The organism is Pseudomonas sp. MAFF 730105 (genome assembly GCF_055380705.1).
In genome coordinates this window covers 5,547,876-5,573,601 of the sequence record NZ_AP018438.1, presented here as the reverse complement: position 1 = coordinate 5,573,601, position 25,726 = coordinate 5,547,876, and the positions used below count along the sequence as shown (strand labels likewise).

Here is a 25,726-nt window from a genome sequence, read left to right as displayed (position 1 = left end):
GGTTTTTGTCAGATCCTGTAATAATTCGCCTCGCATGAAGCGTCCTGAAACTCTGTAGGATTTTTATCCCCAATTACTTCAGGTCGATATGAACACCTCCATGGAGCCCCCCAGTCGCTTTTCTCCTCTCGTTCGCTGCACCCCTCTGACAAACTCTTTCCGAGGGAGCGAATAATTCCATGGAATGGATCGTTGACCCCACGGCCTGGCTTGGCCTTTTGACGCTGATCGTGCTGGAGCTGGTGCTCGGCATCGACAACCTTGTCTTCATCGCCATCCTGGCCGACAAACTTCCTCCAGAGCAGCGGGATCGCGCCCGCATCATCGGGCTGTCCCTGGCGCTGTTGATGCGTCTTGGCTTGCTGGCCAGCATCTCGTGGATGGTGACCCTGACCGAACCGTTGTTCGAGGTCTTTGACAAGACGTTCTCGGGTCGAGACTTGATCATGTTGTTCGGGGGGTGTTCCTGTTGTTCAAGGCAACCATGGAGTTGCATGAGCGACTCGAAGGCCATGTGGCCCAGCGCTCGGGTAACGCGGCCTATGCGATGTTCTGGCCAATCGTTGCGCAGATCGTGGTGCTGGATGCAGTGTTTTCGCTGGATGCCGTGATCACTGCCGTGGGCATGGTGGAGCACCTGTCGGTCATGATGATCGCGGTGATTTTCTCCATTGGCCTGATGATCGTCGCAAGCAAGCCGCTGACGAATTTCGTCAACGGGCACCCCACGGTCATCATGCTCTGCCTGGGCTTCCTGATGATGATCGGTTTCAGTCTCACCGCGGAGGGCCTGGGTTTCCACATTCCGAAAGGGTATCTCTACGCCGCGATAGGCTTCTCGATCCTGATCGAACTGTTCAACCAGTTGGCTCGCTCGCGTCGCAAGAAGAGCCTGCAGGGTCGTCGCCCCATGCGCCAACGTACCGCCCATGCGGTGATGCGTTTGTTGGGTGGCCACCCATTGGACGCCGACGAGGTGGGTGAAGAGATTGCCGACATGCTCTCAAGCGATGAGGCCGAGCCGGCGTTCGACCGACGTGAACGGGTCATGATCAGCGGTGTGCTTCAGTTGGCGGAGCGCCCGATACGCGGTGTCATGACCCCCCGCGCGGAAATCGATCACCTCGATCTGGCCGACGCCCCAGACGTGATCCGCACGCGGCTGATGCATTCGTCGTATTCCAGGCTGCCGTTGATTCGCAATGGTCAGGTCGATGAGCCGTTGGGCTTCGTGCACAAGAAAGAACTGCTCAAGGAACTGTTGGCGGGGCACGAGCCCGATCTGGAAGCCATGGCCCGCAAGGCAATCAACTTGCTGGACAGTTTCACGATTCTCAACGCGCTGGAACAGATGCGTAAGGAGTCGACGCATATCGCTTTTGTGGTGAACGAGTTTGGTGATTTCGTGGGACTGCTCACCATGACCGACATCCTCGAATCCATCGCCGGTGAGCTGCCCGATGCCAGTGAAATCGAAGGTCCGAATATCCTGCCCCAGGAGGGCGGTTTCCTCATCAACGGTGCGCTGAATCTCAGTCAGATTCGCGAGCAAACGGGCTTCCAGGCACAAGCCACCGAGGACTATCAGACACTCGCAGGATTGGTCATGAGTTTGCTGGATCGCTTGCCGGTCATTGGCGATGAACTCCATTGGCAGGCGTGGCGCATGACGGTGGTTGAGGTCCAGGAGCGTCGGGTGACGAGGGTGTTGTTGCGTCCTGACGGATATGAGACAGCATCCAGTCGATAAACACCTGGGTTTCAGCCGCTGCGTCCTGGGAGACGCCGTAGTAATAACGGATCAACGGCAGGCGCAAGGAGGGAAACGGACAGGTCAGTCGCCCTGTGGATAAGTCCCTGCCCAACAATGACGCCGGACACAGGGCCACTCCCAGGCCATCGACGGCGGCTTGCAACACCAGATGCATATGGTCCAATTGCAGGGTCGGTTGGGTTCGCAACTGAGCGATACCCGCCTGCCTGGCCCAGTCCTGCCAGTCGCTGCTGCGGGTTTTACCGGTCAGCAGCGTGTGCTGGAACAGATCATTCGGGCTGTCCAGCGGCTGGCGTTGCAGCAGCGACGGGGCGGCGACCAGTATCAGGTGGTCTTCCAGCAACGCGTGGGGTTGAACGTTGGCGGACCATCCGGACTGTCCACGGCGAACCACGACGTCAAACAGCTCGCGCGATTGATCCGGCGGCAGGGTGCTGGTAACCACTTCAGGGTAGATATCCGGATACAGTGCCATGAAGTTGGGCAATCGCGGAATCAGCCAGCGCACCGCGAAGGATGGACGCACATTGATCGTCACCTTGCGCCGCGAAGCACTCCGGGTCAGGGCGGTCGCGGCATTGGCAATCTGTGCAAGGGCCATGCTGACCTGTTCATAAAACGTCTGGCCGGCCGGCGTGAGCACGGATTGGCGGGTGCGACGTTCGAAAAGCAGCACCCCCAGGTGTTCTTCGAGCAGCTTGATATGACGGCTGACAGCGCTGTGGCTGACATGCAGTTCTTCGGCCGCACGGCTGAAACTCTGGTGGCGAGCGGCAGCGGCGAAGGCACGCACGGCGTTCAAGGGCGGGAGGTCGGCAATCATGCGTCTAATTTAGTCACATCAGGGGCGCAATTAAAGCGTTTGTCAGCGATGTCCCTTCATACCACTCTGAGCGTCACTGCTTTGGAGTGATTCATGGTTAATTACGGACTGTTTCTGATTCTGGCTACCCTGACCGTGCTCAGCCCCGGCCCGGGGGTGGTGCTGACGATTTCCAACGCTTTGCGCCATGGTTGGACCGGTTCGTTGCCCGGCATCTTTGGTATCGCGCTGGGGGCATTTGTCGTGGCGGGTATCTCCGCCACCAGTGTCGGGCTGATCCTCGCCACGTCAGCCACCGCGTTCACCGTTCTCAAATATGTCGGTGCGCTGTACCTGTTGTACCTTGGGGTCAAGATGTGGCGGGTGAGGGGGTTCATCCCGGCGCTCAATGTCACGTCGTCGCGTCCGTGGCGACGATTCGCCGGAGCGCTGTCGATTCAGCTATTGAATCCCAAGGCAGGCTTCTTCTTTCTCGCGGTATTCCCGCAGTTCATCAAGTCGGGGGACAACTACTACAGTCAATTTTTCCTGCTGGTGTCTTCCTATGGCTTGCTTGTCGTACTGGTTCATACCGGATATGCGCTCATGGCCAACCGTGCTAGGGGTTGGCTCTCCACAACCAGGGGCGCAGGCATTGTTGGCAAGCTGTCGGGCATCACCTTTTTCTGTTTTGGCGTACTGATGGCTTCCGCCAGCAAATGAGCGGACTCGGATAAAGCTTCTTGCTATCCTGACGCCCCTCTTTCATGGACGAATACTGAGACCCTCCATGGCTAACCACGCTTCCTCCTCCACCGGGAAGATATTGCTGGGCTTGCTGTTTGCCCTGATAGGTATCGGACTGTTGGTCATTGCTGTCAATCTCACCCTTGATCGCCGCGAGTTTCTCTCCCGCGCGCAGGCTGCCGATGGCGTCGTCAGCCGCCTGAATGCCGGCGGTTCGCATCCTGAAATCGCCTTTACCAGCGTCGGCGGTGAAGCAATCTCCTATCCCCAGGGCGGGATGATCTTCGGCTATCAGCCAGGGCAGTCGGTACGCGTGTATTACTTGCCCGAACAGCCCGTCGGCAGCGCTGTCATCGACGACCCGGGTGCACTCTGGGGACCTTCCGGGCTGCTGGGATGCCTCGGTCTGATGTTCGCGTTTGCTGGCTTGTCCAAAACCATTTTCCAGCATGGTCGGCGCGTTTCATTCAAATAAAAGGATTTTGAACCTATGAGCTACAACATCCCAATTCCGCTCAACGAGAGTCGTTGGGTGTACCAGACCGCCAGCGGTGGCGGACTGACCGTGGCCGTGGTTGCCGGCAGTGGTGGTTCGATCATTCTGCGCTCGCCCCAAGGTGAAGACGTCAGCTACCGCTACGGTGGTGTAGGGGTAGGAGCCGGCTTTGGTGCCCGGCTGCCGCGCTTTGGCAAGGTCAATATCCAGATAAAAGGCAAGAGTGTAGGAGCGGCCGGCGCAGCCGAGGCGTTTCCCAGCTTCGGCAAGGTATTTGTCAGCGATGCCTTGGCCGGACGCGACCTGACAAGTGATGACATCACCGGCCCCTGCCTATACACCGAAGTGGCAGGCGGACTGGTCGTCGGTGGTTCTGCCACGGCGCTGTTGTTCGGGCTCGATCCCAAGTTGCTGGCGTTGTCGGTGGCCTTGAGTGCCAGCCCGGCCACATCGATCATTGCTTCCAGCACGGTCAACCGGCAGCTGATGCAATCAGCCAAGGGCGCCCTGGTCATGGCGGGCATGAACGCCGGTGTACAGGCCGGTGGTGGGGCGGCGATCTATATTGGCTATCTGTTCTAACCCGCCATAAAAAACTGTGGGAGCGAGCCTGCTCGCGATGGCGGTGTTTATTCAGCTGGCATTGATGCCGACTGTTGCGCCGCTATCGCGAGCGGGCTCGCTCCCACAGAGTTCATGCTCATGTCGAGCCACTGCAGCGTCCATGAGCCCATGAAAAAGCCGCGAATCAACGCGGCTTTTTCATGACTTCAAAAAGCCGCCCGTCGAGCGCTGCTGGCACCGACTTGTCGCTCTACTAGAGTGACGGGTCCACCCCCCTTAAAGGATTAAGACATGGCAACTACTGATAGCACGACGGTCAGTACCCATTCCGTGAGAAGTGGCCCAGGCACCGTCCAAGTCGATCTCACCGGCCAGCTCGATGATAACCAGAGCATCATTATCCAGCCGGACGGCAAGATACTGGTCGGGGGTATACCGAATACCTGGCATGGGGTTACCCCGGGGCGCCCGGCGAGGAAAGTTACGGCTACGAACAGAACCATTCCGTTATCCGCCTCAACGCGGATGGTAGCCTGGACACCAGCTTCCATGATGGCGGCGTCGATATCGTACCTGCCGAGGTAGCCCCGGCGTCGCGCTATGAGCTGACGGCGGTGCAGTCCGATGGCAAGGTGCTCATTGCCATTGCGCAGGACACCAGCGTACAGGTGCAGCGCTTCAACAGCGACGGGACGCGCGATACTTCCTTTGGTCAGAACGGCGCCATTACCGTCGACATCAGTCATGCGTTCAAAGACATCGACCTGACGGCCAATGTGGATGGCACTTTCCAGATCAGCGCCCGTGGGCTTGATCAGGCCACCGTGTCCTGGATCGGCAATGACGGCGCTTTCGTCGAGGGCTTTGGCGACAATGGCGTGCTGACCGTCAGTATTCCGGAAGACGCCTTCTACAACGGCGGGATTTCCACTGCAGTGCAGGCTGACGGAGGTGTTGTGGTCGGGGCTGCATACAATGCCGCCGGTGCAGGGGATCCGACATACGCCCTGCAACGCTTCAATCCCGACGGTCAGCTGGATACCCATTTCGGTGACAACGGTGTCCTCTACCTGAGCCCTGCCATGGGGTTTGGCGAAGACTCGGTGATCACCCTGCAAACGGACGGCAAGATCGTCGTGATGGGCCATGGCGAAGGTGACACCTTGGCCACCGTGGTGCGGCTAAACCCTGACGGCTCCTTCGACACTGGCTTTGGCACCAACGGCACGGTGACCTTCGAGGCCGGCACGCCTGCGGCTTTGACGGTACAAGCCGATGGCAAGATCGTGGCCGCCGGTACGAACAACGGCGATTTCAGCGTCATCCGCTTGAACGCGGATGGCAGTGTCGACACCAGTTTCGGCAGCCAGGACGGCAAGCTCCATGTGGACGGATACGCCGGTGAGGAAATCCTGCAAGGTACCGATGCCGCCGAAATCATCCATGGCCTGGCCGGTGATGACGTGCTCCAGGGCAACGGCGGGCGCGACGTTCTGCAGGGTGGTGCTGGCGCCGACATCTTCCGCTTCGCCGAGCTGAGCGACAGCTACCGCACCGGCACGCAAAACGGTAGCGACCGAATCCAGGACTTCGACGCCTCCCAGGACCGCATCGACCTGATTGCCCTGGGCTTCACCGGAATCGGTGACGGCCATGACGGCACGTTGGCCATCCAGGCCAGCGCAGATGGCACGCGTACCTACCTCAAGAGCTACGACGCCGATGCCTCCGGGCAACGCTTCGAACTGGCCTTGGACGGCGACTGGGTGGGGCAATTGAACAGCACCAACCTGGTGTTCACCGCGCCTACCGTCGAGGGTACATCTGGCAAGGATACGATCAGCGGTTCTGCCTTATCGGAAATCATCTATGGCCTGGACGGCAACGACCGCATCAACGGCGGCGCTGGAGCGGATGTCATCATTGGTGGCAGGGGCGCCGACCATCTGAACGGCGGGGACAGGAGCGACATCTCGCTATGGACCGATAACCATCAGAACGATGACGTGTTTCGCTACACCTCCACCGAGGACAGCTATCGTACTGAAAGCCAGAGCTTTGCCGACCTGATCGAAGGCTTCACGGTTGACGACCGGATCGATGTGTCGGCCCTGGGTTATACCGGCTTTGGAGAGGGTACGGATAATACGCTGAAGGTGGTCTACAACCAGGCCCTGGACCGCACGTACCTGACGGACGCGGAAGCGGACGCACAGGGGCACTTATTCCAGATTGGGCTTGCCGGCGATTGGCGGGAAAGCCTTGACGAGGAACACATGATCTTTGCTCCCGACGCCGGGATAGGGCTGGTCGGGGTAGTGCCCGAGGTCGATCCAGGACATCTGTTGTCCTGATGCCCTGGGGGATGGTCGCGTGGCAGTGGGGAGCTGCCACGCGACAAACCGTCGATGTTGCTTTGGTTCTGGTTTGAAGGTTCCAAGGAGATCTATCGTGCAGCGTGGCTCGGCCCGTATAACCACACAGGATGTGTTGGCGGAGCGCTTACCCATTTTAATGCGGGTTAGTGGTCGCTCCGTTTCAGCCCGGCCAGTTGGTCAGTATCTAGCGTGGGGACAGCGTAGCCCATCGCAATGTGTTTCCTCCCTACGCTCACTAACGTCGCGCGCTACGACGAGACTGGCAAAATGCCACGCTTGTTGCTATTTTTTGACGTATCGAAAGTTAGACTTGCTACCGGACCATCCGCAGACGTAGCTGTATCTGCCCAATTCGCTACGGAGAAGGAAACCCGGAGTATGTACATTCCATCGTTTGCGCGAAGCCCGGCGCCGCGTTTTTCATCTCTTCTAAAGTTTTTAATTGCTGTAGTCATTTCGCTGAATTTGTTTGCTCATCCCGCGCAAGCCGAAGACCGCGAAAAGACATTTCGTTATTTCCCTTCTGGGCCCATCTATGAATACCGTTGGAAGCTCCTGGAGTTGGCGCTTTCGCACACACAGGCTACTGATGGCCGCGCCCGTCTCGTTCCCTATGCGCAGGAGGTTACTCAGAATCGCGGCATGGAGTTGCTCCAGACAGGACAGATCGATGTCATCGCGCTGGGAACCAACGCCGAGCGCGAATCCCTTATGCTGCCGATCAAGATCGATATCTTGCGTGGTCTTGTCGGCTTCCGATTGCTCTTGATTCGCGCTGCCGATCAACCTCGTATTGCGCAGATGGACGAACAAGCGCTTCGCAAGCAACTGACATTCGGCCTCAACAGTCAGTGGGCCGATGTACCCATCATGCAAGCCAGCGGCTTTACGGTGGTCACCTCGACCAGCTATGAAAATCTTTTTGGCATGCTTGCAGCTGGACGCTTCGACGCGTTCCCGCGTGGGTTGAATGAAGCGGCTCGTGAACTTGAAGAGCACAAGGATCAATACCCTCAACTCGTCATTGAAAACAGCAAGGCGCTGTTCTTCCCTTATCCGGTGTATTTTTGGGTCAACAGGAGTGACACCGCACTGGCCCGGCGAATCGAACTTGGACTCAATCTTTCGTTGAAGGACGGGTCCTTTCGCAAACTGTTTGAAACTTACCATGCAAAGGAGATTGCCGCGCTTGCCAGGGAACATCGGCAGGTCATCCATCTCGACAATCCCGTTCTGCCTGCCAAAACGCCAGAACCGGATACCCTTTGGTGGTGGAAATAAAATGCAAGTGACGGGGCGGGAGTAGACGGATGTTTGCTGCTCAGACGCTTTTCAGGCGACTGCTATACACCATGTTCCCATGGTATCTCTTGATTGCTCTGGGTATGACGGGAACGCAGTTGAGCATCCAATATTTCAGCGTCAGCAGGGATATCAGTGATGATTTAGCCTCTCTGAACAGGACCATCAGCCCCAGCGTCACCAATGCCGTATGGGAACTGGATAAGGCGCAACTCATGAGTATCGTCACAGCTCTGCGCCAGAACGCTATCGTCAGCGGTGTCCAGGTAGTCTCCAGTGGGGGGGAGGTTCTGGCGGTCTCTGGCCATGTGCCAAGCGGCATGAAAGAGGGGCAGACTCTTTTCCCCGCCAGGTTCCGCCAAGCCGAACTTCCGCTCACATCGCCTGGGCAGAAAGGCGAGCAGAATGTGATCGGGGTTCTTAAGATGTATTCGGATCGCAGTGTGCTATGGAGCCGTACAAAATACGCCTGCCTGTTCATTCTGCTCAATTCCATCGTCATTACCTCTGCACTCTGGTTAATCATTCTCTGGGCCATTCGTTATCGATTGTCCAATGCCGTTACCCGTGTTTCCCAGGCTGTGACGAACTGGCGTTTCGGGCCGGACAACGCGCCCGTGGAGAGAGTCCAATATCCCTATAAAGACGAACTCGGCGAGTTGGTAAATGCCTTTAACGAGAGTCGCAGTCGACTCTTCGATTCGTTGCAGGCGCTTAACCAGCTCAATCACAATCTCGAAGGCATCGTTGCCGAGCGAACTGAAGAGTTGCTCCTTGCCAAGGAGGAAGCGGAGCGGCTGACTCAGGTCAAGAGTGATTTCCTGGCTAACATGAGCCACGAGATTCGCACCCCGATGAACGCTATTCTCGGCATGCTCTATCTTGTCTTGAAAAGGGATGTGCCACCGGCCTTGCGTAGCCAACTGGTCAAGGTGCAAACGGCCGCCCATTCACTGCTGGGGGTTATCAACGACATTCTTGATTTTTCCAAGGTCGAGGCGGGCAAGCTTAAACTCGAACAGATCGAGTTCGGGTTGGATTCAGTGTTGGAACAACTGACGGATGCCATTGCCTTCCAGGCCGAAGATAAAGGTATCGAGTTTCTTATTCGTCATGACCCCACCATTCCCACGCGCTTGTTGGGCGATCCATTGCGCCTGGGCCAAGTCCTCCTGAATTTATGCGGGAACGCTGTAAAGTTCACAGAAAAAGGCGAGGTGGAGTTAGCGTTCCACAGCCTGGGCATTCGTGACGACATCCTGCATATGCAGATTAGCGTGCGCGACACGGGCATTGGCATGAGCCCGGAAACGCAGCGTCATCTCTTCGAAAAATTTACACAAGGCGACTCATCCACGACGCGAAGATTTGGTGGAACCGGCCTTGGACTGGCCATCAGCAAGAGTCTGACCGAATTGATGGGAGGGCGGATCTGGATTGAAGACTCGCAACCAGACAAAGGCAGTACGATCAGTTTCACCGTGCAGTTGCCCGTCGCTCGCCAAGCACAGGCGCATCAACGAGAACTGGTCGAGCAGACCGGGCCATTGCTTAAGGGCATCCGCGTCTTGCTCGTGGATGATAATGCCGTCTCTCGTGAAATCCTTGCCGAAATGTTGCGTTTCTTCCAATTGGAGGTTGTCACCGTTGCCAGTGGCCCTGCCGCCCTCACTGAGCTGCAGGCCTCAACCGCCGAGCCCTATGATCTGGTCCTGATGGACTGGCGCATGCCTGGCATGAATGGCGATGAAACCACCCAGCGCATTCGCCGTGATATTGGGTTGCCTCGCCTCCCCAAGGTCATCATGATCACCGCTTATGGCCGCGAAGATGTCTTGCGCCTGGCCGAGCAGGCCGGTGTGGACGGGTTCTTGATCAAACCGGTCTCACCTTCAGTGCTGCTTGACTCGATTCTTTCAGTTCTGGGACGTGGCCGCATTCTCGGAATGGATGCCCAGAGTAGACCCGCATCGCTCAGGCCAGCGAATAGCAATCAATTGGCGGGCGCACACATACTGGTCGTCGAAGACAACGATATCAACCGGGAATTCGCCACCGAGTTGTTGCACAGCGAAGGCATGGCAGTGGACGAGGCGGTGAATGGGCAGGAGGCTCTCGACAAGGTCCAAGGTAATAGTTATGACGCGGTATTGATGGATATCCAGATGCCAGTGATGGATGGGCTGGAATCAACCAGGCGCATTCGGGCGTTGGGTGATGTACCTGGTGGAGAACGCTTTGGTGCGCTACCGATCATTGCCATGACAGCGTTGGCGATGGCACAGGATACCCAGGCCAGCCATGATGCGGGAATGAACGATCACATTACCAAACCGATTGCGCCAGATCGTCTGATGATCGTACTTGCCAAGTGGATACAGTTACCCATCCGGCGTAGCGATCAGCCTCCGGTGCTCGATGTTGTGAAATCGCCGACGAGTAGCTTGCCTGCCGATCTGCAGGCGATGGTCCATGTCAATGCTCAGGATGGTTTACGCCGTATTGGCGGCAGGGCAGATGGCTATCGAAAACAGCTGCGGCGATTTCGCCTGCATTACGCTGATGCGATCCTCAAGATCCGGAGCTCTGTTGCAAGCGGCGACAAGCACGGCGCGGAGACATTCTGTCATTCACTCAGGGGCGTTACTGGAAATATCGGGGCCCAGCGGCTGTATGACATCGTTAAAACCATCGACGACCAGCTCAAGCAGGACATTTTCCCTGATGATCGCATCCTGAAGGAGGCTGAAGGCCTCCTGCAGCACGTGCTACGTGAGATCGATGGGATTGGCGAAGTTGATTGCCCTGCCCAGTCGAGTGTCGACGCCCCCTTATCACAGCCATTGCTGGACGCGTTACTGAGCCAGCTCGCACAGGCCCTGGAATCGGATCTTGGTGCGGCAGAACCCATACTCGCTCAATTGCTCAAGGGGACGCGCGGAACCCGGATCGAGCAGGAAATATCCGCCATCGCCGCCTTGATCGATGATTTCGAAATTGACGCGGCACATACCCGATTACAGCGCCTGAATAGGGTCGACCCGGATACATCTTTATGAACGAACTCGCTCCCAACAACAAACGTGCCCGTATTCTGATCGTCGATGATATTCACGAAAACCTGCATGTCTTGATGGGAATGTTGCGCGACGATTTTTCTCTGTGTGCCGCCACCAACGGTGAAAAAGCGCTTGAACTGGCGAACCGCCAACCGCAGCCAGATCTGATCCTGCTGGATATCAAGATGCCGGGAATGGACGGCTACTCCGTTCTTTCCGCACTCAAGCTTGATCCTTGCACCACGAGTATTCCGGTGATTTTTGTGACCGCCCTGGCCGATGCCATGGATGAGGCGCGAGGCCTTGCGATGGGCGTCGCCGATTACATCACCAAGCCGTTCAGCCCTGATCTGCTCAAGGCGCGCATTCACAATCAGCTTGAGCTCAGACGTTTTCGGCAGAATCCCATCCGTTTCGATATAGCAACGCCCGCAGACCCTGCCAATCGGCCATCGCTATTGGTCGTTGATGACATCCCGGACAACATCCATGAGCTACTCGAGGCGCTCAAGGATGACTACCGCATCATGGTTGCACGCACCGGCGCGCAGGCGCTGGATGCCGTTCAGGGCGCCGCGCCCCCAGACCTTGTGCTTCTTGACGTCGTGATGCCTCGCATGGACGGCTATGAGGTATGCAAACGCATCAAGGCAACGCCGGTAGGCAGCCGAATCCCTATCATCTTTGTCACGGTCATCAATGCTGCATCAGAAAAAGTCAAAGGCTTCGAGATCGGGGCTGCCGACTACATCACCAAACCCTTCGATATCGACGAAGTGCGCGCGCGTATTCGCACTCATCTGGAGTTGGCCCGACTTCATCGTTTTCTGGAGGATCTGGTGGCGCAGCGTAGTGCATTGCTGCAACTGACTGAAGACAAATATCGCATTCTTGCCCATCGTGACCCCCTGACTGGCTTGCCAAATCGCGTGCTGTTCGCCGAATTACTGGATCACGCGATTCTGCAGGCGGAGCGCGATCAGTCTCATTTTTCCTTACTCAACATAGATCTGGATAACTTCGCGACGATCAATGAAAGCCTCGGTCACAAGTTGGGTGACCAGTTGCTGATGCAGGTAGCACAGCGGTTGCAAAGCCTGTTGCCCGAGAGCGATAGCATTGCCCGCATTGCTGGTGATGAATTCAACATTATTCTGGAGCAAGTCGATGTTCCAGTGGACCTGATGTCCCAGCGCATCATCAATGCGTTGGCAGAGCCATTCATACTGGGCAAGCAGAATGTTTACATCGGTGCCAGCATTGGAATTACGCTCTATCCCGATGATGGCACCGATTCCGAGACGCTGCTCAGCAATGCCGACGCCGCACTTCATAGAGCTAAAGAGCAGGGGCGGGGAACATTGTGCTTTTTCTCGCCAGAGATGACTCACCGAGCCAAGCGGCGTTTAAAACTCGAAGTAGAGTTGCGCAATGCCCTTGAGCAAGGAGAGCTGCGGGTTTACTACCAGCCTCAGGTTGATCTGGACACCGGTAATATTGGCGGTCTTGAAGCCTTGGTCCGCTGGCAACATCCCGAGCGCGGGATGATCTCTCCGGGCGACTTCATCCCCCTTGCAGAGGAAAGTGGCCTGGTCATTCAACTCGGTGATTGGGTGTTGCGTGAGGTCTGCCAGCAAATCAAAATCTGGTCAGAGGCAGGTCTCGCGCCGCGTCAAACAGCGGTGAACATTTCTGCCGTTCAGTTAAGCGCGGGTAATCTGGCTAGGTCCGTCAGAACTGTCTTGGCGCAAACCGGCATCAATCCCAGTCAGCTTGAGCTGGAAATCACCGAAAGTTATGTAATGGTGGACCGGGATCAGTCATTCAAGTCGCTGAGCGAGCTCAAAGCTCTGGGGGTCCGGCTGTCCATCGATGATTTCGGAACGGGTTACTCTTCGCTGGGCTATCTGCAGCAACTGGAAGTGCACAGGCTCAAGATTGATCTCTCCTTTGTCCGCGACATGACGACGAACACGGGCAACGCTTCTATCGTCAAGGCCATTATCGCGCTGGGGCATAGCCTCGGACTTGAGGTGGTTGCCGAAGGTGTCGAGCACCCAGGCCAAGCGCGGTATCTGCGATCCATGCACTGTGATCTGATCCAGGGTTACCTGATCAGCCATCCCATGCCTGTTGAAGACACTGAGCGCTTTCTTTCTTCCTATCAGCCAGCGGATGTCCTACTTGAACATGAAACAGCCTCTACGTTGTTGCTGGTGGACGACGACTTGGGCATTTTGTCTTCGCTCAAGCGTCTGCTGCGTCACGAGAACTATTTCATCCTCACCGCGACGAGTGCCCAGGAAGCGCTCACGCTTCTGGCGGAACATCAGGTTGGTGTAATCATTGTTGACCAACACATGCCAGGCATGAGTGGCACGGAGTTACTCGCATGTATTCGGACCATGCACCCCCATACCGTCCGAATGGTCCTGTCAGGCTGTACCGCTGTCGATAACGTGACCGAGGCAATCAACCGCGGCGAGATCTACCGTTTTCTGACCAAGCCCTGGCAGGAAGCAGAGTTGATCGAGACTGTTCGCGAGTCTTTTCGCCACTACCGAACGTTGACCGAGGAAAGCCGTAGGGCCTGATGTGCATTTCAGGGAAGATGACGCAGCAGTCAGCAAGCTATAGAAACGAAGAAGCCCCGAAAATCGGGGCTTTTACGTGCTTTTTAGGAGTCCGAGGTAATCTACAGAAATCTCCTGAAATGCTATCTACGATTTAGACGTTAAAGCGGAAGTGCATCACGTCGCCGTCTTTGACGACGTATTCCTTGCCTTCCAGACGCCATTTACCGGCTTCCTTGGCACCGGCTTCGCCCTTGTACTGGATGAAGTCGTTGTAGGCGATGACTTCGGCACGGATGAAGCCTTTTTCGAAGTCGGTGTGGATCACGCCAGCGGCTTGCGGTGCGGTGGCACCGACACGCACGGTCCAGGCACGGACTTCTTCGACACCGGCGGTGAAGTAGGTCTGCAGGTGCAGCATTTCATAGCCGGCGCGGATCACGCGGTTCAGGCCAGGCTCTTCCAGGCCCAGGGCCTCGAGGAACATGTCTTTCTCTTCGCCATCGTCCAGCTCGGCGATTTCCGCTTCGATCTTGTTGCAGACCGGAACCACCACGGCGCCTTCTTCTTCGGCGATGGCCTTGACCACGTCCAGGTGCGGGTTGTTCTCGAAACCGTCTTCGGCGACGTTGGCGATGTACATGACCGGCTTGGTGGTCAGCAGGTGGAAGCCCTTGATCACCAGTTTCTCATCGGTGCTCATGTTCTTCATCAGGCTGCGTGCAGGCTTGCCTTCGGTGAAGTGAGCGATCAATTGCTCCAGCAGGCCTTTCTGGACCACTGCGTCCTTGTCGCCACCCTTGGCGTTGCGGGCGACTTTCTGCAGTTGCTTCTCGCAGCTGTCGAGGTCGGCGAAGATCAGTTCCAGGTCGATGATCTCGATGTCGCGCTTCGGGTCGACGCTGTTGGAGACGTGAATCACGTTCTCGTCTTCAAAGCAGCGCACCACATGGGCGATGGCGTCGGTTTCACGGATGTTGGCCAGGAACTTGTTGCCCAGGCCTTCGCCTTTGGAGGCACCGGCTACGAGGCCCGCGATGTCGACGAACTCCATGGTGGTCGGCAGGATGCGCTTGGGGTTGACGATGGCCGCCAGTGCGTCCAGGCGCGAGTCCGGCATCGGCACGATACCGCTGTTCGGCTCGATGGTGCAGAAGGGGAAGTTCTCGGCCGCGATGCCGGATTTGGTCAGGGCGTTGAACAGGGTGGACTTGCCGACGTTAGGCAGGCCGACGATGCCGCAATTGAATCCCATGGTGTTTCCCCTCGGTAAGAGTCAGGCCTTCTGGCTGTGCAGGTTTTTCATCGCGCGGTTCCATTCACCGGCGAGGATATCCGGCAGCACGCCGAGGGCAAAGTCGATGCTGGCATCGAGTTTTTCCTGTTCGGCGCGAGGCGCGCGACCCAGGACAAAATTTGAAACCATGCTGGCTACGCCCGGGTGGCCGATGCCAAGCCGCAGGCGGTAAAAGGTATTCTGATTACCCAGCTGCGCGATGATGTCGCGCAACCCGTTGTGACCGCCATGGCCGCCGCCCTGCTTGAGCTTGGCGACGCCCGGAGGCAGATCGAGTTCGTCGTGGGCCACCAGGATTTCTTCAGGCTTGATGCGGAAGAAGCCAGCCAATGCCGCCACGGCCTGGCCGCTACGGTTCATGTAGGTGGTGGGAATCAACAGGCGAACATCCTGACCTTGATGCGAGAAGCGTCCGGTCAGGCCGAAATACTTGCGATCGGCCGCCAGGCTGACGCCTTGTGCGTGCGCGATGCGCTCAACAAAAAGGGCCCCTGCGTTATGCCGGGTCTGTTCGTATTCGGTGCCTGGATTTCCCAGGCCAACGATCAGTTTGATGGCAGTCACGATAGGGGCCCTTCCTGGAGTGTGGATAACGTCGCGATCAGATGTAGCGACAGTGGACGAACAATGCGGATCTACCGTTAAGTAAACTTCGCGTTACCGCCCGCTGTCTCGCTACGTTCCAGTCCGCGATGTTTTCCGGTCACTCCGGCGACAGAGTGAAATTACTCTGCAGCGCCTTCTTCGGTAGCTTCTGGAGCAACACGTGGAGCGTGGACGTTGGCAACAGCCTTGTCATCACCGTGTGCCAGGGCAACGAACTCAACGCCTTTAGGGGCCTTGAGGTCAGACAGGTGAATGATCGTGCCGACTTCGGCGTCAGCCAGGTCGACTTCGATGAATTCAGGCAGGTCTTTCGGCAGGCAGGACACTTCCAGCTCGGAAGTCACGTGCGAGATTTCGCCGCCTTTCTTGACCGGGGCAGCTTCGTTGATGAAGTGCACTGGAACGGTAGCGGTCAGTTTCTGGCCAGCCACGACGCGAATGAAGTCAGCGTGCATGATGAACTGCTTGGCCGGGTGACGCTGCATCGCTTTAACGATGACGTTCTGCTTCTTGCCATCAACGTTCAGCTCGATCACGTGGCTGAAAGCAGCCTCGTCTTCGAACAGCTTGGCCACTTCTTTGGCCAGCATGGTGATGGACTCAGGGGCCTTGTCACCACCGTATACAACGGCAGGAACCTGGCTGGCGAGACGACGCAGGCGGCGGCTCGCACCTTTCCCCAGGTCGGTACGCGCTTGGGCGTTCAGGATGAAATCAGTCATTTTGTATCTCCAAAATAGCCATTCCGGGTGACGTCTGCGACCGACGTCAAAGCGGATGGGCAAAAAAGCCCCGCCCCAACATGAGTGTTGGGGCGGGGCGCTTTTCGTCAACGGGATGTCATGTAAGGGCAGGGCCCTTAGCGGAACATCGCGCTGATCGATTCTTCATTGCTGATGCGGCGAACCGCCTCGGCAACTACCGGTGCGATATCCAGTTGACGGATACGTACACAGGCTTGTGCGGCAGCGGACAGCGGGATGGTGTTGGTCACCACCAGCTCGTCCAGCACGGAATTTTCAATGTTCTCGATTGCCCGACCCGACAGCACAGGGTGTGTGCAGTAGGCAAAGACCTTGGCTGCGCCATGCTCTTTCAAGGCCTTGGCCGCGTGGCACAGGGTGCCGGCGGTATCGACCATGTCGTCGACCAGGATACAGGTACGCCCTTCGACGTCACCAATGATATGCATCACTTCGGAGTGATTGGCTTTCTCACGGCGTTTGTCGATGATACCCAGATCCACGCCCAGGGATTTGGCAACTGCCCGTGCACGCACGACGCCACCAATGTCCGGGGACACGATCATCAGGTTCTCGAAGCGCTGATCTTCGATGTCATCCACCAGGACTGGGGAGCCGTAGATGTTGTCTACGGGAATATCGAAGAAACCCTGGATCTGGTCAGCATGCAGGTCAACCGTGAGCACACGATCGATGCCGACGACGGTGAGCATGTCAGCCACGACTTTCGCGCTGATTGCTACACGCGCGGAACGCGGACGGCGATCCTGGCGGGCATAACCAAAGTAAGGAATAACAGCAGTGATACGAGTAGCCGAGGAACGGCGGAAGGCATCAGCCATCACGACGAGTTCCATCAGATTATCGTTGGTCGGAGCGCAAGTCGGCTGAATAATGAAGACGTCTTTACCGCGGACGTTTTCATTGATCTCGGCAGTGATTTCGCCGTCGGAGAACTTACCGACAGAAATGTCACCGAGAGGGATATGCAGCTGACGTACGACACGCCGAGCCAGATCGGGGTTAGCGTTCCCCGTAAAGACCATCATCTTGGACACGCGCAGTACCTGAAGGCTGAGGGTATACCTGGATGAGTATAGGAAAATGGCAGGGGCGGCTGGATTCGAACCAACGCATGGCAGGATCAAAACCTGCTGCCTTACCGCTTGGCGACGCCCCTGTATCTGTTGCTGCGAGTGCCCAGCACTCGATTCCTTTTAGAGCAGACTTTGCAGCTTGCGATGCAACATCGAAACGTTGCTTCCTTTCGCTACAAACCCTGTAAGGGTCTCTGTCAGAAGGGCCGAGACTTTATCAGCTTCAGCTTTGCTTGGGAAGCCCCCAAACACACAACTTCCAGTTCCGGTGAGTTTTGCTTCGGTAAATTTACCTAACAAATTCAAAGCGTTACGAACATCTGGATAACGCCTTGCTACCACCGGTAAGCAGTCATTTCGACTGTTTCCCTTGGGAACGGGGCGCACTTTAATGGGAGGAGAGTTACGTGTCAACAGTGGATCTGAAAAAATTTCTGCTGTACTTACAGAGACTTGCGGCACGAGTACCAGGTACCAGGGTTCCTCGGGCTCTACGGGCGTGAGTTTCTCCCCTACGCCTTCGGCAAAAGCCGCGTGGCCACGCACGAAAACCGGCACGTCGGCCCCTAGCGTCAGGCCCAGCGCCGCCAGGCGGTCGACGTCCCAATCGAGCTGCCACAGGTGATTGAGCCCGAGCAGGGTCGTTGCCGCGTTCGAGCTGCCGCCACCGATACCGCCGCCCATGGGCAGGATTTTTTCGATCCAGATGTCGATGCCCAGCGAACAACCGGATTGCTCCTGGAGTTTTCTTGCAGCCTTGACGATCAGGTTGCTGTCGTGGGGAACGCCTTCGAACTCGGTGTGAAGGCGGATGACACCATCCTCGCGCACTGCGAAGGTGATTTCATCGCCGTAGTCCAGGAACTGGAAAATCGTCTGCAGCTCGTGGTAGCCGTCCGGACGACGACCCAGGATGTGCAACATCAGGTTGAGCTTGGCCGGGGAGGGCAGGGTCAGGCGCACAGCGGTCATGTCATTGCCCCAGCTTTCGTGGCTGCCATTGCTTGATCACCAGCGTGACATCCAGGTCGCTGCCGTGCAGTTTGATTCGCTCGGGCAGCCAGTAGCCGTTCTGCTGGGCATAGCTGAGGTATTCGATCTGCCAGTCGTCCTGTTCCAGGTTGGACAGGCGGCTGTCGGCGTCGAGGGTCAACCGGCTCTTGCTGTCTGGCGCCGGCAGCCCGCGCACCCACCAGGTCAGGTGGGAAACCGGCAATTTCCAGCCCAGTTGCTCTTCCAGCAGGGCTTCGGGCGTGGGAGCCTCGTAGCGGCCCTGGTTGGCGACTTCCAGCGAAACCTGCCCCGGCCGGCCGGTCAGGCGCGCCGCGCCACGTCCCAGCGGCCCGGACAGGCGGATGTCGTAGTAGTCCTGGCGTTGCAGCCAGAACAGCGTGCCGCTGCCCGAGTCCTTCGGCGCGCGGATGCCGATCTTGCCGTCGATCTGCCAGCCGTCGAGGCCACTCAGTTGTGCCTTGTGTTCGCGCCACTGGGCCGGGTTGCCGTGGCCCTGGACGGATTCGCGGGCGCCGAAGCCCGCACAGCCGGCGAGCAGGGCGATGAAGCTGAAAACGATGATGTGGCGCAAAAACATGATCTTAAAGGGTCTCTGATCCGGTCAGGCGTTTGATGGTACCGCGCAGGATGGGGCTGTCGGGCTGGTCCTTGAGGAACTTGCTCCAGATCTGCCGGGCCTCGCGTTGTTTGCCTGCGGCCCACAGGACTTCGCCCAGGTGAGCGGCGACTTCCTGGTCGGGAAAGCGCTCCAGGGCCTGGCGCAGCAGGCGCTCGGCTTCGTCGAGGTTGCCCAGGCGGAAATTCACCCAGCCGAGGCTGTCGAGCACCGCCGGGTCTTCCGGGTTGAGCTGGTGGGCCTGCTCGATCAATACCTTGGCTTCGGCGTAGCGGGTGGTGCGGTCCGACAGGGTATAGCCGAGGGCGTTCAGGGCCATGGCGTTGTCAGGGTCACGCTGGATGATCAGGCGCAGGTCTTTTTCCATCTGGGCCAGATCGTTGCGTTTTTCCGCCAGCATGGCGCGGGTGTACAACAGGTTCAGATCGTCCGGGTATTGCTTCAAGGCCTGTTGCAGCACGTTCCAGGCCTTGTCGCTCTGATTGTTGGCCGACAGCGTCTCGGCTTCGATCAGGTACAGCTGAATGCCGTAGTCCGGCTGGGCGTCGCGCTGTACGGCCAGGCGACTTTGGGCTTCGGCCGTCTTGCCGTTGCCGATCAGGATATCGGCCTGGCGCAACTGCGCCGGCAGGTAGTCGTTGCCCGGGCCGACTTGGGCGTACTCGATCAGCGCGCTTTCCGGGTCGTTGCGTTCTTCGGCGATGCGACCCAGGTTCAGGTGGGCCGAGTCGACATGGCTTTCCCGGGCGATCAGGTCTTCCAGATAGCCCTTGGCCTCATCCCAGGCTTTGGCTTCCAGGCAGACCAGTGCCAGGGAGTAGCGCAATTCGTCGTCTTCGGGGTATTGCTGGACGAGGCTGGAGAACTCCACCTTGGCATCGTCCATGCGGTTGTTTTCCACCAGCATGCGGGCGTAGGTGAGGCGCAGGCGCTTGTCGTCCGGATACTTCTTGATGCTTTTTTCCAGCAGAGGCAGTGCTTCGTCGCCGCGGTTCAAGCCTTGCAGCAGGCGAGCGCGCAGCAGGATCGGCGCCACTTCGCCGGCTTCCGGCGGGTTGTCTTCCAGCAGGGTGAGGGCGCCCTGGGCGTCGCCATCCTGTTGCAGCAGCAGGGCCTTGCCAAAAATCAACTGACCGTTGTTCGGATGGCGTTCCAACAGGCGGTCGAAGCTCTTCATCAGGCCGCTGCGGGTTTCCTGGTCGGTATCGGCAGCCGATAGCGCGAGGAAATCGAAGTGGGTATCCCCCTTGCCCTGCAGGACTTTCTCCATGTAGGTCATGGCGTCGTCGTAGCGCCCGGCGCGTGCCAGTTGCACGGCGGCGGCGCGTTGCGCTTCGAGGTCGTCTGGGGCATTGCGGGCCCAGATCATCGCGGTATCCAGCGCAGCCTGGTCGGCCCCCAGGTACTCGGCGATGCGAAACGCCCGCTCGGAGATGCCCGGGTCCTGGGTATTGATGGCCTGGGTCACGTAGTTGTCCAGCGCAATGTCGAAGCGATTGCGCTGGCCTGCCAGTTCGGCGCTCAACAGGCTGAAGATGGTTTCTTCGCTGAACGAGCCGTAGACCTTGGGTTTTTCAGGTGCCTGCGTGCTGTCTTCGACCGGCGGCGTACCGTCCGTCGAAACGGGGGCCATGGATTGGCAGCCGCTGAGCAAGGCAAGAGCGAGGAGCAACGCGGAAGATCTATTCATATAGGAAGAGGACGACTAACCTGCGGTCGGATCATCATGACACAAGCCTTCGGTCAAACATAACCGCCCCGTCGATTTACGAAGCGAGGGAGGGCGATAGAGATGCAGTGGTTGTTCTGGATCTGGCGAAGTAGGACAATTGCCGGCTTCACGTCACCATCAGCGACCTTGAATGGCCTTCCTTGCACTTGGTATCAACCACAAGACTGCTTCAGTAGACGTCCGCGAGCGCGTGGCCTTTACGCCTGAGCAGCTGGTGGAGGCCCTGCAGCAGCTCTGCCGGCTCACCGAGAGCCGTGAGGCTGCGATCCTCTCCACCTGCAATCGCAGTGAGCTTTATATAGAACAGGATCATGTTTCGGTCGATGCCGTGCTGCGCTGGCTGGCCGAATACCACGACCTGAGCCTCGAGGAGCTGCGTGCCAGTGCCTATGTGCATGAGGACGATGCGGCCGTTCGTCACATGATGCGTGTCGCCTCCGGGCTCGATTCTCTGGTGCTGGGCGAGCCGCAGATCCTCGGCCAGATGAAGTCGGCCTATGCCGTGGCTCGCGAGGCCGGTACGGTCGGCCCGCTGCTGGGGCGGTTGTTCCAGGCCACGTTCAACGCCGCCAAGCAGGTACGCACCGACACGGCCATTGGCGAGAACCCGGTGTCCGTGGCGTTTGCCGCCGTCAGCCTGGCAAAACAGATTTTCAGCGATCTGCAACGCAGCCAGGCGCTGCTGATCGGTGCCGGCGAGACCATCACCCTGGTCGCCCGCCATTTGCACGACCTGGGGGTCAAGCGCATTGTCGTCGCCAATCGGACCCTGGAGCGGGCCAGTATCCTGGCCGAACAGTTCGGTGCCCACGCGGTACTGCTGTCGGATATCCCGGCCGAGCTGGTGCACAGCGACATCGTCATCAGTTCCACCGCCAGCCAGTTGCCGATCCTCGGCAAGGGCGCGGTGGAAAGCGCCCTGAAGCTGCGCAAGCACAAGCCGATCTTCATGGTGGACATTGCCGTACCCCGGGACATCGAGCCGGAAGTCGGCGAATTGGACGACGTGTACCTTTATAGCGTCGACGACTTGCACGAAGTGGTCGCCGAAAACCTCAAGAGCCGGCAGGGCGCAGCCCAGGCGGCGGAGGAGATGATCTCCATTGGCGCCGAGGACTTCATGGTGCGCCTGCGCGAGCTGGCCGCGGTGGATGTGCTCAAGGCCTATCGTCAGCAGAGCGAACGCCTGCGCGATGAGGAGCTGCAAAAGGCCCAGCGCCTGCTGGCCAACGGCGGCAGCGCTGAGGAAGTGCTGGTGCAACTGGCCCGTGGCCTGACCAATAAATTGCTCCACGCCCCCAGCGTCCAGCTCAAGAAACTGACCGCAGAGGGCCGCCTCGATGCACTGGCCATGGCCCAGGAACTCTTTGCCCTCGGTGAGGGTTCACCGGATAGCTTTTCGGATAAGAAATCGCAATGAAAGCGTCACTGCTCAATAAACTGGACACCCTCCAGGACCGTTTCGAAGAACTGACCGCCTTGCTGGGCGATGGCGAAGTCATTTCCGACCAGAACAAATTCCGCACCTATTCCAAGGAGTACGCGGAAGTCGAGCCGATTGTCGCGACCTATAAACAGTTGCTCAAAATTCAGGACGACCTCGCCGGTGCCCAGGCACTGCTCAAGGACAGCGACCCGGACCTGCGGGAAATGGCGGCTCTGGAAGTGCGTGAGGCCAAGGAACAATTGGTCGAGCTGGAAAGCAATCTGCAGCGCATGTTGCTGCCCAAGGATCCGAACGACGGGCGTAACGTGTTCCTGGAAATCCGCGCCGGTACTGGCGGCGATGAAGCGGCGATCTTTTCCGGCGACCTGTTTCGCATGTATTCGCGCTACGCCGAGCGGCGTGGCTGGCGCGTGGAGATCCTGTCGGAGAACGAAGGGGAGCATGGCGGCTATAAGGAAGTCATCGCTCGGGTCGAAGGCGACAACGTCTATGGCAAGCTGAAGTTCGAGTCCGGGGCCCACCGTGTACAGCGTGTGCCGGCCACCGAATCCCAGGGGCGTATTCATACCTCGGCCTGCACGGTGGCGGTATTGCCCGAACCGGACGAACAGGAAGCCATCGAAATCAATCCGGCGGACCTGCGGATCGACACCTACCGTTCCTCCGGCGCGGGCGGCCAGCACGTCAACAAGACTGACTCGGCGATCCGCATCACCCACTTGCCTTCGGGTATCGTGGTCGAATGCCAGGAAGAGCGTTCCCAGCACAAGAACCGCGCCCGGGCCATGGCCTGGCTGTCGGCCAAGCTCAACGACCAGCAGACCAGTGCCGCCGCCAATGCCATCGCCAGCGAGCGCAAGTTGCTGGTGGGTTCGGGGGATCGTTCCGAGCGCATCCGCACCTACAACTTTGCCCAGGGCCGGGTCACCGATCACCGGGTCAACCTGACCTTGTATTCCCTGGATGAAATTCTGGCCGGTGGTGTCGATGCCGTGATCGAACCGCTGCTGGCCGAATACCAGGCCGACCAATTGGCCGCGATTGGCGAGTAAACAAAGGTGAACACATGACCATCATCGCCAGTCTGCTACGCGCCGCCGAGCTGCCGGATTCACCCACGCCAAAACTGGATACCGAGTTACTGCTGGCGGCTGCGCTGGGCAAGTCCCGCAGCTTCCTGCACACCTGGCCCGAGCGGATCGTGCCAAGCGAGGCCGCCCTGCTGTTTTCCGAATACCTGCGTCGTCGTCGTTCCGGCGAGCCGGTGGCCTATATCCTGGGGCAGCAGGGCTTCTGGAAGCTCGACCTGGAAGTCGCGCCCCATACCCTGATCCCGCGTCCCGACACCGAGTTGCTGGTGGAAACCGCGCTGGCTTTGTTGCCGCCCACTGCGGCCAGGGTCCTGGACTTGGGCACCGGCAGCGGCGCGATTGCCCTGGCGCTGGCCAGCGAGCGCCAGGCCTGGAAGGTCACGGCGGTCGATAGGGTGCTGGAGGCCGTGGCCCTCGCTGAACGCAATCGTCAGCGCCTTGGTCTGGTCAACGTCACGGTGTTGAGCAGTCACTGGTTCAGCGCCTTGGAGGGGGAGCGTTTCGAGTTGATCATCAGCAACCCGCCTTATATTGCCACCGCCGATCCGCACCTGGCCGAAGGCGACGTGCGTTTCGAACCTGCCAGTGCATTGGTCGCGGGCCAGGATGGGCTCGATGACCTGCGCGAGATCATTGCCCAGGCGCCGGATCACCTGACACCGGGCGGCTGGCTGATGCTCGAGCACGGTTACGATCAGGCCGAGGCGGTGCGGGATCTGTTGCAGGCTCAGGGTTTCGCCGAGGTCCACAGTCGCAAGGACCTGGGCGGCCATGAACGCATCAGCCTGGGGTGCCTGCCGTGCTGAACGATCAGGAGCTGTTGCGCTACAGCCGGCAGATTTTGTTGCAACATGTCGACATCGACGGCCAACTGCGCCTCAAGCAAAGTCGTGCATTGATCGTCGGTCTCGGCGGCCTTGGTGCGCCGGTGGCGTTGTATCTGGCCGCCGCCGGCGTTGGCGAACTGCACCTGGCGGACTTCGATACGGTCGACCTGACCAACCTGCAACGCCAGATCATCCATGACACCGACAGCATCGGCCTGAGCAAGGTCGATTCGGCCCAGCGTCGTCTCACGGCGATCAATCCCGAGGTGCGACTGGTGCCTCATCCGACGGCCATGGACGAGGACAGCCTGGCCGCGGCTGTCGCGGGGGTGGATCTGGTGCTGGACTGTTCCGATAATTTCTCGACGCGTACCGCGGTCAACGCGGCATGTGTTGCGGCGCGCAAGCCGCTGGTCAGCGGGGCGGCGATCCGTCTCGAGGGCCAGCTGTCGGTGTTCGACCCACGCCGTCCCGAAAGCCCTTGCTACCACTGTCTCTATGGCCATGGCAGCGAGGCCGAGTTGACCTGCAGCGAAGCAGGGGTGCTTGGGCCGCTGGTGGGCCTGGTGGGCAGTTTGCAAGCCCTCGAAGCCTTGAAGTTGCTGGCCGGTTTTGGTGAGCCGTTGGTAGGGCGCCTGCTGTTGATCGATGCCCTGAGTACGCGGTTCCGCGAGTTGCGGGTCAAGCGTGACCCGGCCTGCAGTGTCTGTGGTGACCCACATGAGTGAAGCGCCGGTCGGTGTCCTCGACTCGGGCGTCGGCGGGTTGTCGGTGCTGGGGGAAATCCGTCGGCTGCTGCCGAACGAGTCGCTGTTGTACGTGGCTGACTGCGGGCATATCCCCTACGGCGAAAAAACGCCGGAATACATCCGACAGCGCTGCGCGATCATTGCCGATTTTCTCCTTTGCCAGGGCGCCAAGGCACTGGTGGTGGCGTGCAACACCGCAACGGTCGCAGCGGTGGCTGATTTGCGTCGCGATTTCCCCCAGTGGCCCATCGTTGGCATGGAGCCGGCAGTCAAGCCGGCCGCCGCCGCCACCCGCAGCGGTATTGTCGGCGTACTGGCCACCACCGGTACCTTGCAGAGCGCCAAATTCGCCGCCTTGCTCGACCGTTTCGCCACCGATGTGCAGGTCATCACTCAACCGTGCCCGGGACTGGTGGAACTGATCGAGGCAGGTGACTTGCGCAGTCCGGCGTTGTATCAGTTGTTGCAACATTACGTTGACCCGTTGCTTGCAGCGGGCTGCGATACGCTGATCCTGGGCTGCACGCACTATCCGTTCCTCAGGCCATTGCTCAAGCAAATGATCCCGGACCACATCAGCCTGATCGACACCGGTGCAGCCGTGGCCCGGCAACTTCAGCGCCTGTTGGCCGAGCGTGGGTTGTTGGCGAAGGGACCGGCCAGCGAAACGCAGTTTTGGACGAGCGCTGATCCGACACATTTAAGAAATATCCTACCGACGCTATGGCATTCGTCTGGCCTTGTGCGAAGCTTCTCTCTGTAAGCAAAATGTGAAAATTCCGTAAATGCTGCTGAACTTCTGTTCCGGCGCG

General features: G+C 58.7%; 20 protein-coding genes, 1 tRNA gene and 2 pseudogenes. 14 read left to right on the top strand and 9 right to left on the bottom strand.

What is annotated here, in order from left to right; all coding sequences use genetic code 11:
* The first annotated feature begins 179 nt into the window (after window positions 1-179).
* A pseudogene (locus PCOSP_RS24360) lies at window positions 180-1,750 on the top strand (TerC family protein).
* Here the strand turns inward: PCOSP_RS24360 and gcvA are convergent.
* Window positions 1,632-2,597 carry a transcriptional regulator GcvA gene (gene gcvA, locus PCOSP_RS24355; protein ID WP_464709677.1) on the bottom strand — a complete coding sequence of 322 codons (966 nt, stop codon included), beginning with the start codon at window positions 2,595-2,597 and terminating at the stop codon, window positions 1,632-1,634. The pseudogene PCOSP_RS24360 and the gene gcvA overlap by 119 nt on opposite strands.
* 93 nt (window positions 2,598-2,690) lie before the next feature.
* Here gcvA and PCOSP_RS24350 point away from each other — a divergent pair, with 93 nt between their 5' ends.
* From PCOSP_RS24350 to PCOSP_RS24315, 8 genes and pseudogenes are all read left to right on the top strand, one after another.
* The gene (locus PCOSP_RS24350; RefSeq protein WP_464709676.1) at window positions 2,691-3,299 is read left to right on the top strand and encodes a LysE family translocator; all 609 of its coding nucleotides are present in this window, start codon (window positions 2,691-2,693) and stop codon (window positions 3,297-3,299) included.
* 67 nt (window positions 3,300-3,366) lie between these two features.
* A complete protein-coding gene (locus PCOSP_RS24345; RefSeq protein WP_175363492.1) occupies window positions 3,367-3,798 on the top strand; it encodes a DUF3592 domain-containing protein in 432 nt (143 codons plus the stop codon).
* 15 nt (window positions 3,799-3,813) lie between these two features.
* Complete coding sequence (locus PCOSP_RS24340; protein ID WP_139644795.1) at window positions 3,814-4,401, top strand: hypothetical protein; 588 nt, start codon at window positions 3,814-3,816, stop codon at window positions 4,399-4,401.
* Window positions 4,402-4,826: 425 nt separating this feature from the next.
* Window positions 4,827-4,910, top strand: a pseudogene (locus PCOSP_RS24335) (hypothetical protein); the annotation flags it as partial.
* 87 nt (window positions 4,911-4,997) lie between these two features.
* On the top strand, window positions 4,998-6,737 hold the full coding sequence (locus PCOSP_RS24330; protein ID WP_464709674.1) for a calcium-binding protein: 1,740 nt from the start codon (window positions 4,998-5,000) through the stop codon (window positions 6,735-6,737).
* Window positions 6,738-7,139: 402 nt separating this feature from the next.
* Window positions 7,140-8,042, top strand: a complete 903-nt coding sequence (locus PCOSP_RS24325) for a substrate-binding periplasmic protein (RefSeq protein ID WP_139644800.1) — start codon at window positions 7,140-7,142, stop codon at window positions 8,040-8,042.
* A gap of 29 nt (window positions 8,043-8,071) precedes the next feature.
* Complete coding sequence (locus PCOSP_RS24320; protein WP_464709673.1) at window positions 8,072-11,122, top strand: response regulator; 3,051 nt, start codon at window positions 8,072-8,074, stop codon at window positions 11,120-11,122.
* Window positions 11,119-13,716, top strand: coding sequence for an EAL domain-containing protein (locus PCOSP_RS24315; RefSeq protein ID WP_464709672.1), 2,598 nt, complete (start codon window positions 11,119-11,121; stop codon window positions 13,714-13,716). The genes PCOSP_RS24320 and PCOSP_RS24315 overlap by 4 nt, the downstream gene beginning before the upstream one ends.
* A 133-nt stretch (window positions 13,717-13,849) precedes the next feature.
* On the opposite strand, the gene ychF is transcribed toward PCOSP_RS24315, so the two are convergent.
* The 8 genes from ychF to PCOSP_RS24275 all read right to left on the bottom strand — a co-directional run bounded on the left by ychF (window position 13,850) and on the right by PCOSP_RS24275 (window position 20,758).
* Window positions 13,850-14,950: a redox-regulated ATPase YchF gene (gene ychF / locus PCOSP_RS24310; RefSeq protein ID WP_139644806.1), complete on the bottom strand. Its 1,101-nt coding sequence runs from the start codon at window positions 14,948-14,950 to the stop codon at window positions 13,850-13,852.
* A 21-nt stretch (window positions 14,951-14,971) separates the two neighbouring features.
* Window positions 14,972-15,556 carry an aminoacyl-tRNA hydrolase gene (gene pth / locus PCOSP_RS24305; RefSeq protein WP_024778155.1) on the bottom strand — a complete coding sequence of 195 codons (585 nt, stop codon included), beginning with the start codon at window positions 15,554-15,556 and terminating at the stop codon, window positions 14,972-14,974.
* A gap of 161 nt (window positions 15,557-15,717) precedes the next feature.
* The gene (locus PCOSP_RS24300; protein WP_024778154.1) at window positions 15,718-16,320 is read right to left on the bottom strand and encodes a 50S ribosomal protein L25/general stress protein Ctc; all 603 of its coding nucleotides are present in this window, start codon (window positions 16,318-16,320) and stop codon (window positions 15,718-15,720) included.
* Window positions 16,321-16,457: 137 nt separating this feature from the next.
* Window positions 16,458-17,399 (bottom strand): ribose-phosphate pyrophosphokinase, encoded by a 942-nt coding sequence (locus PCOSP_RS24295; RefSeq protein ID WP_003205529.1) that lies wholly within the window; start codon window positions 17,397-17,399, stop codon window positions 16,458-16,460.
* A 47-nt stretch (window positions 17,400-17,446) separates the two neighbouring features.
* Window positions 17,447-17,521, bottom strand: a tRNA-Gln gene (locus PCOSP_RS24290).
* 37 nt (window positions 17,522-17,558) lie between these two features.
* The gene (ispE, locus tag PCOSP_RS24285; protein WP_464709670.1) at window positions 17,559-18,410 is read right to left on the bottom strand and encodes a 4-(cytidine 5'-diphospho)-2-C-methyl-D-erythritol kinase; all 852 of its coding nucleotides are present in this window, start codon (window positions 18,408-18,410) and stop codon (window positions 17,559-17,561) included.
* A gap of 1 nt (window position 18,411) precedes the next feature.
* Window positions 18,412-19,029, bottom strand: a complete 618-nt coding sequence (gene lolB / locus PCOSP_RS24280) for a lipoprotein insertase outer membrane protein LolB (protein WP_139644810.1) — start codon at window positions 19,027-19,029, stop codon at window positions 18,412-18,414.
* A 4-nt stretch (window positions 19,030-19,033) separates the two neighbouring features.
* On the bottom strand, window positions 19,034-20,758 hold the full coding sequence (locus PCOSP_RS24275; RefSeq protein WP_139644812.1) for a tetratricopeptide repeat protein: 1,725 nt from the start codon (window positions 20,756-20,758) through the stop codon (window positions 19,034-19,036).
* A gap of 172 nt (window positions 20,759-20,930) precedes the next feature.
* Here PCOSP_RS24275 and hemA point away from each other — a divergent pair, with 172 nt between their 5' ends.
* From hemA to murI, 5 genes are read left to right on the top strand one after another with little or no spacing between them, the layout of a single operon-like run.
* A complete protein-coding gene (gene hemA, locus PCOSP_RS24270) occupies window positions 20,931-22,220 on the top strand; it encodes a glutamyl-tRNA reductase (RefSeq protein WP_175386176.1) in 1,290 nt (429 codons plus the stop codon).
* Entirely contained in the window at window positions 22,217-23,299 is a 1,083-nt protein-coding gene (gene prfA / locus PCOSP_RS24265; protein ID WP_139644818.1) for a peptide chain release factor 1, read from the top strand. Before hemA ends, prfA begins: the two co-directional genes overlap by 4 nt.
* A gap of 14 nt (window positions 23,300-23,313) precedes the next feature.
* Window positions 23,314-24,144, top strand: coding sequence for a peptide chain release factor N(5)-glutamine methyltransferase (gene prmC, locus PCOSP_RS24260; RefSeq protein WP_464709669.1), 831 nt, complete (start codon window positions 23,314-23,316; stop codon window positions 24,142-24,144).
* Window positions 24,138-24,893 (top strand): molybdopterin-synthase adenylyltransferase MoeB, encoded by a 756-nt coding sequence (locus tag PCOSP_RS24255; RefSeq protein ID WP_139644822.1) that lies wholly within the window; start codon window positions 24,138-24,140, stop codon window positions 24,891-24,893. The genes prmC and PCOSP_RS24255 overlap by 7 nt, the downstream gene beginning before the upstream one ends.
* Complete coding sequence (murI, locus tag PCOSP_RS24250) at window positions 24,886-25,677, top strand: glutamate racemase (protein WP_464709668.1); 792 nt, start codon at window positions 24,886-24,888, stop codon at window positions 25,675-25,677. The genes PCOSP_RS24255 and murI overlap by 8 nt, the downstream gene beginning before the upstream one ends.
* Window positions 25,678-25,726: the final 49 nt, after the last annotated feature.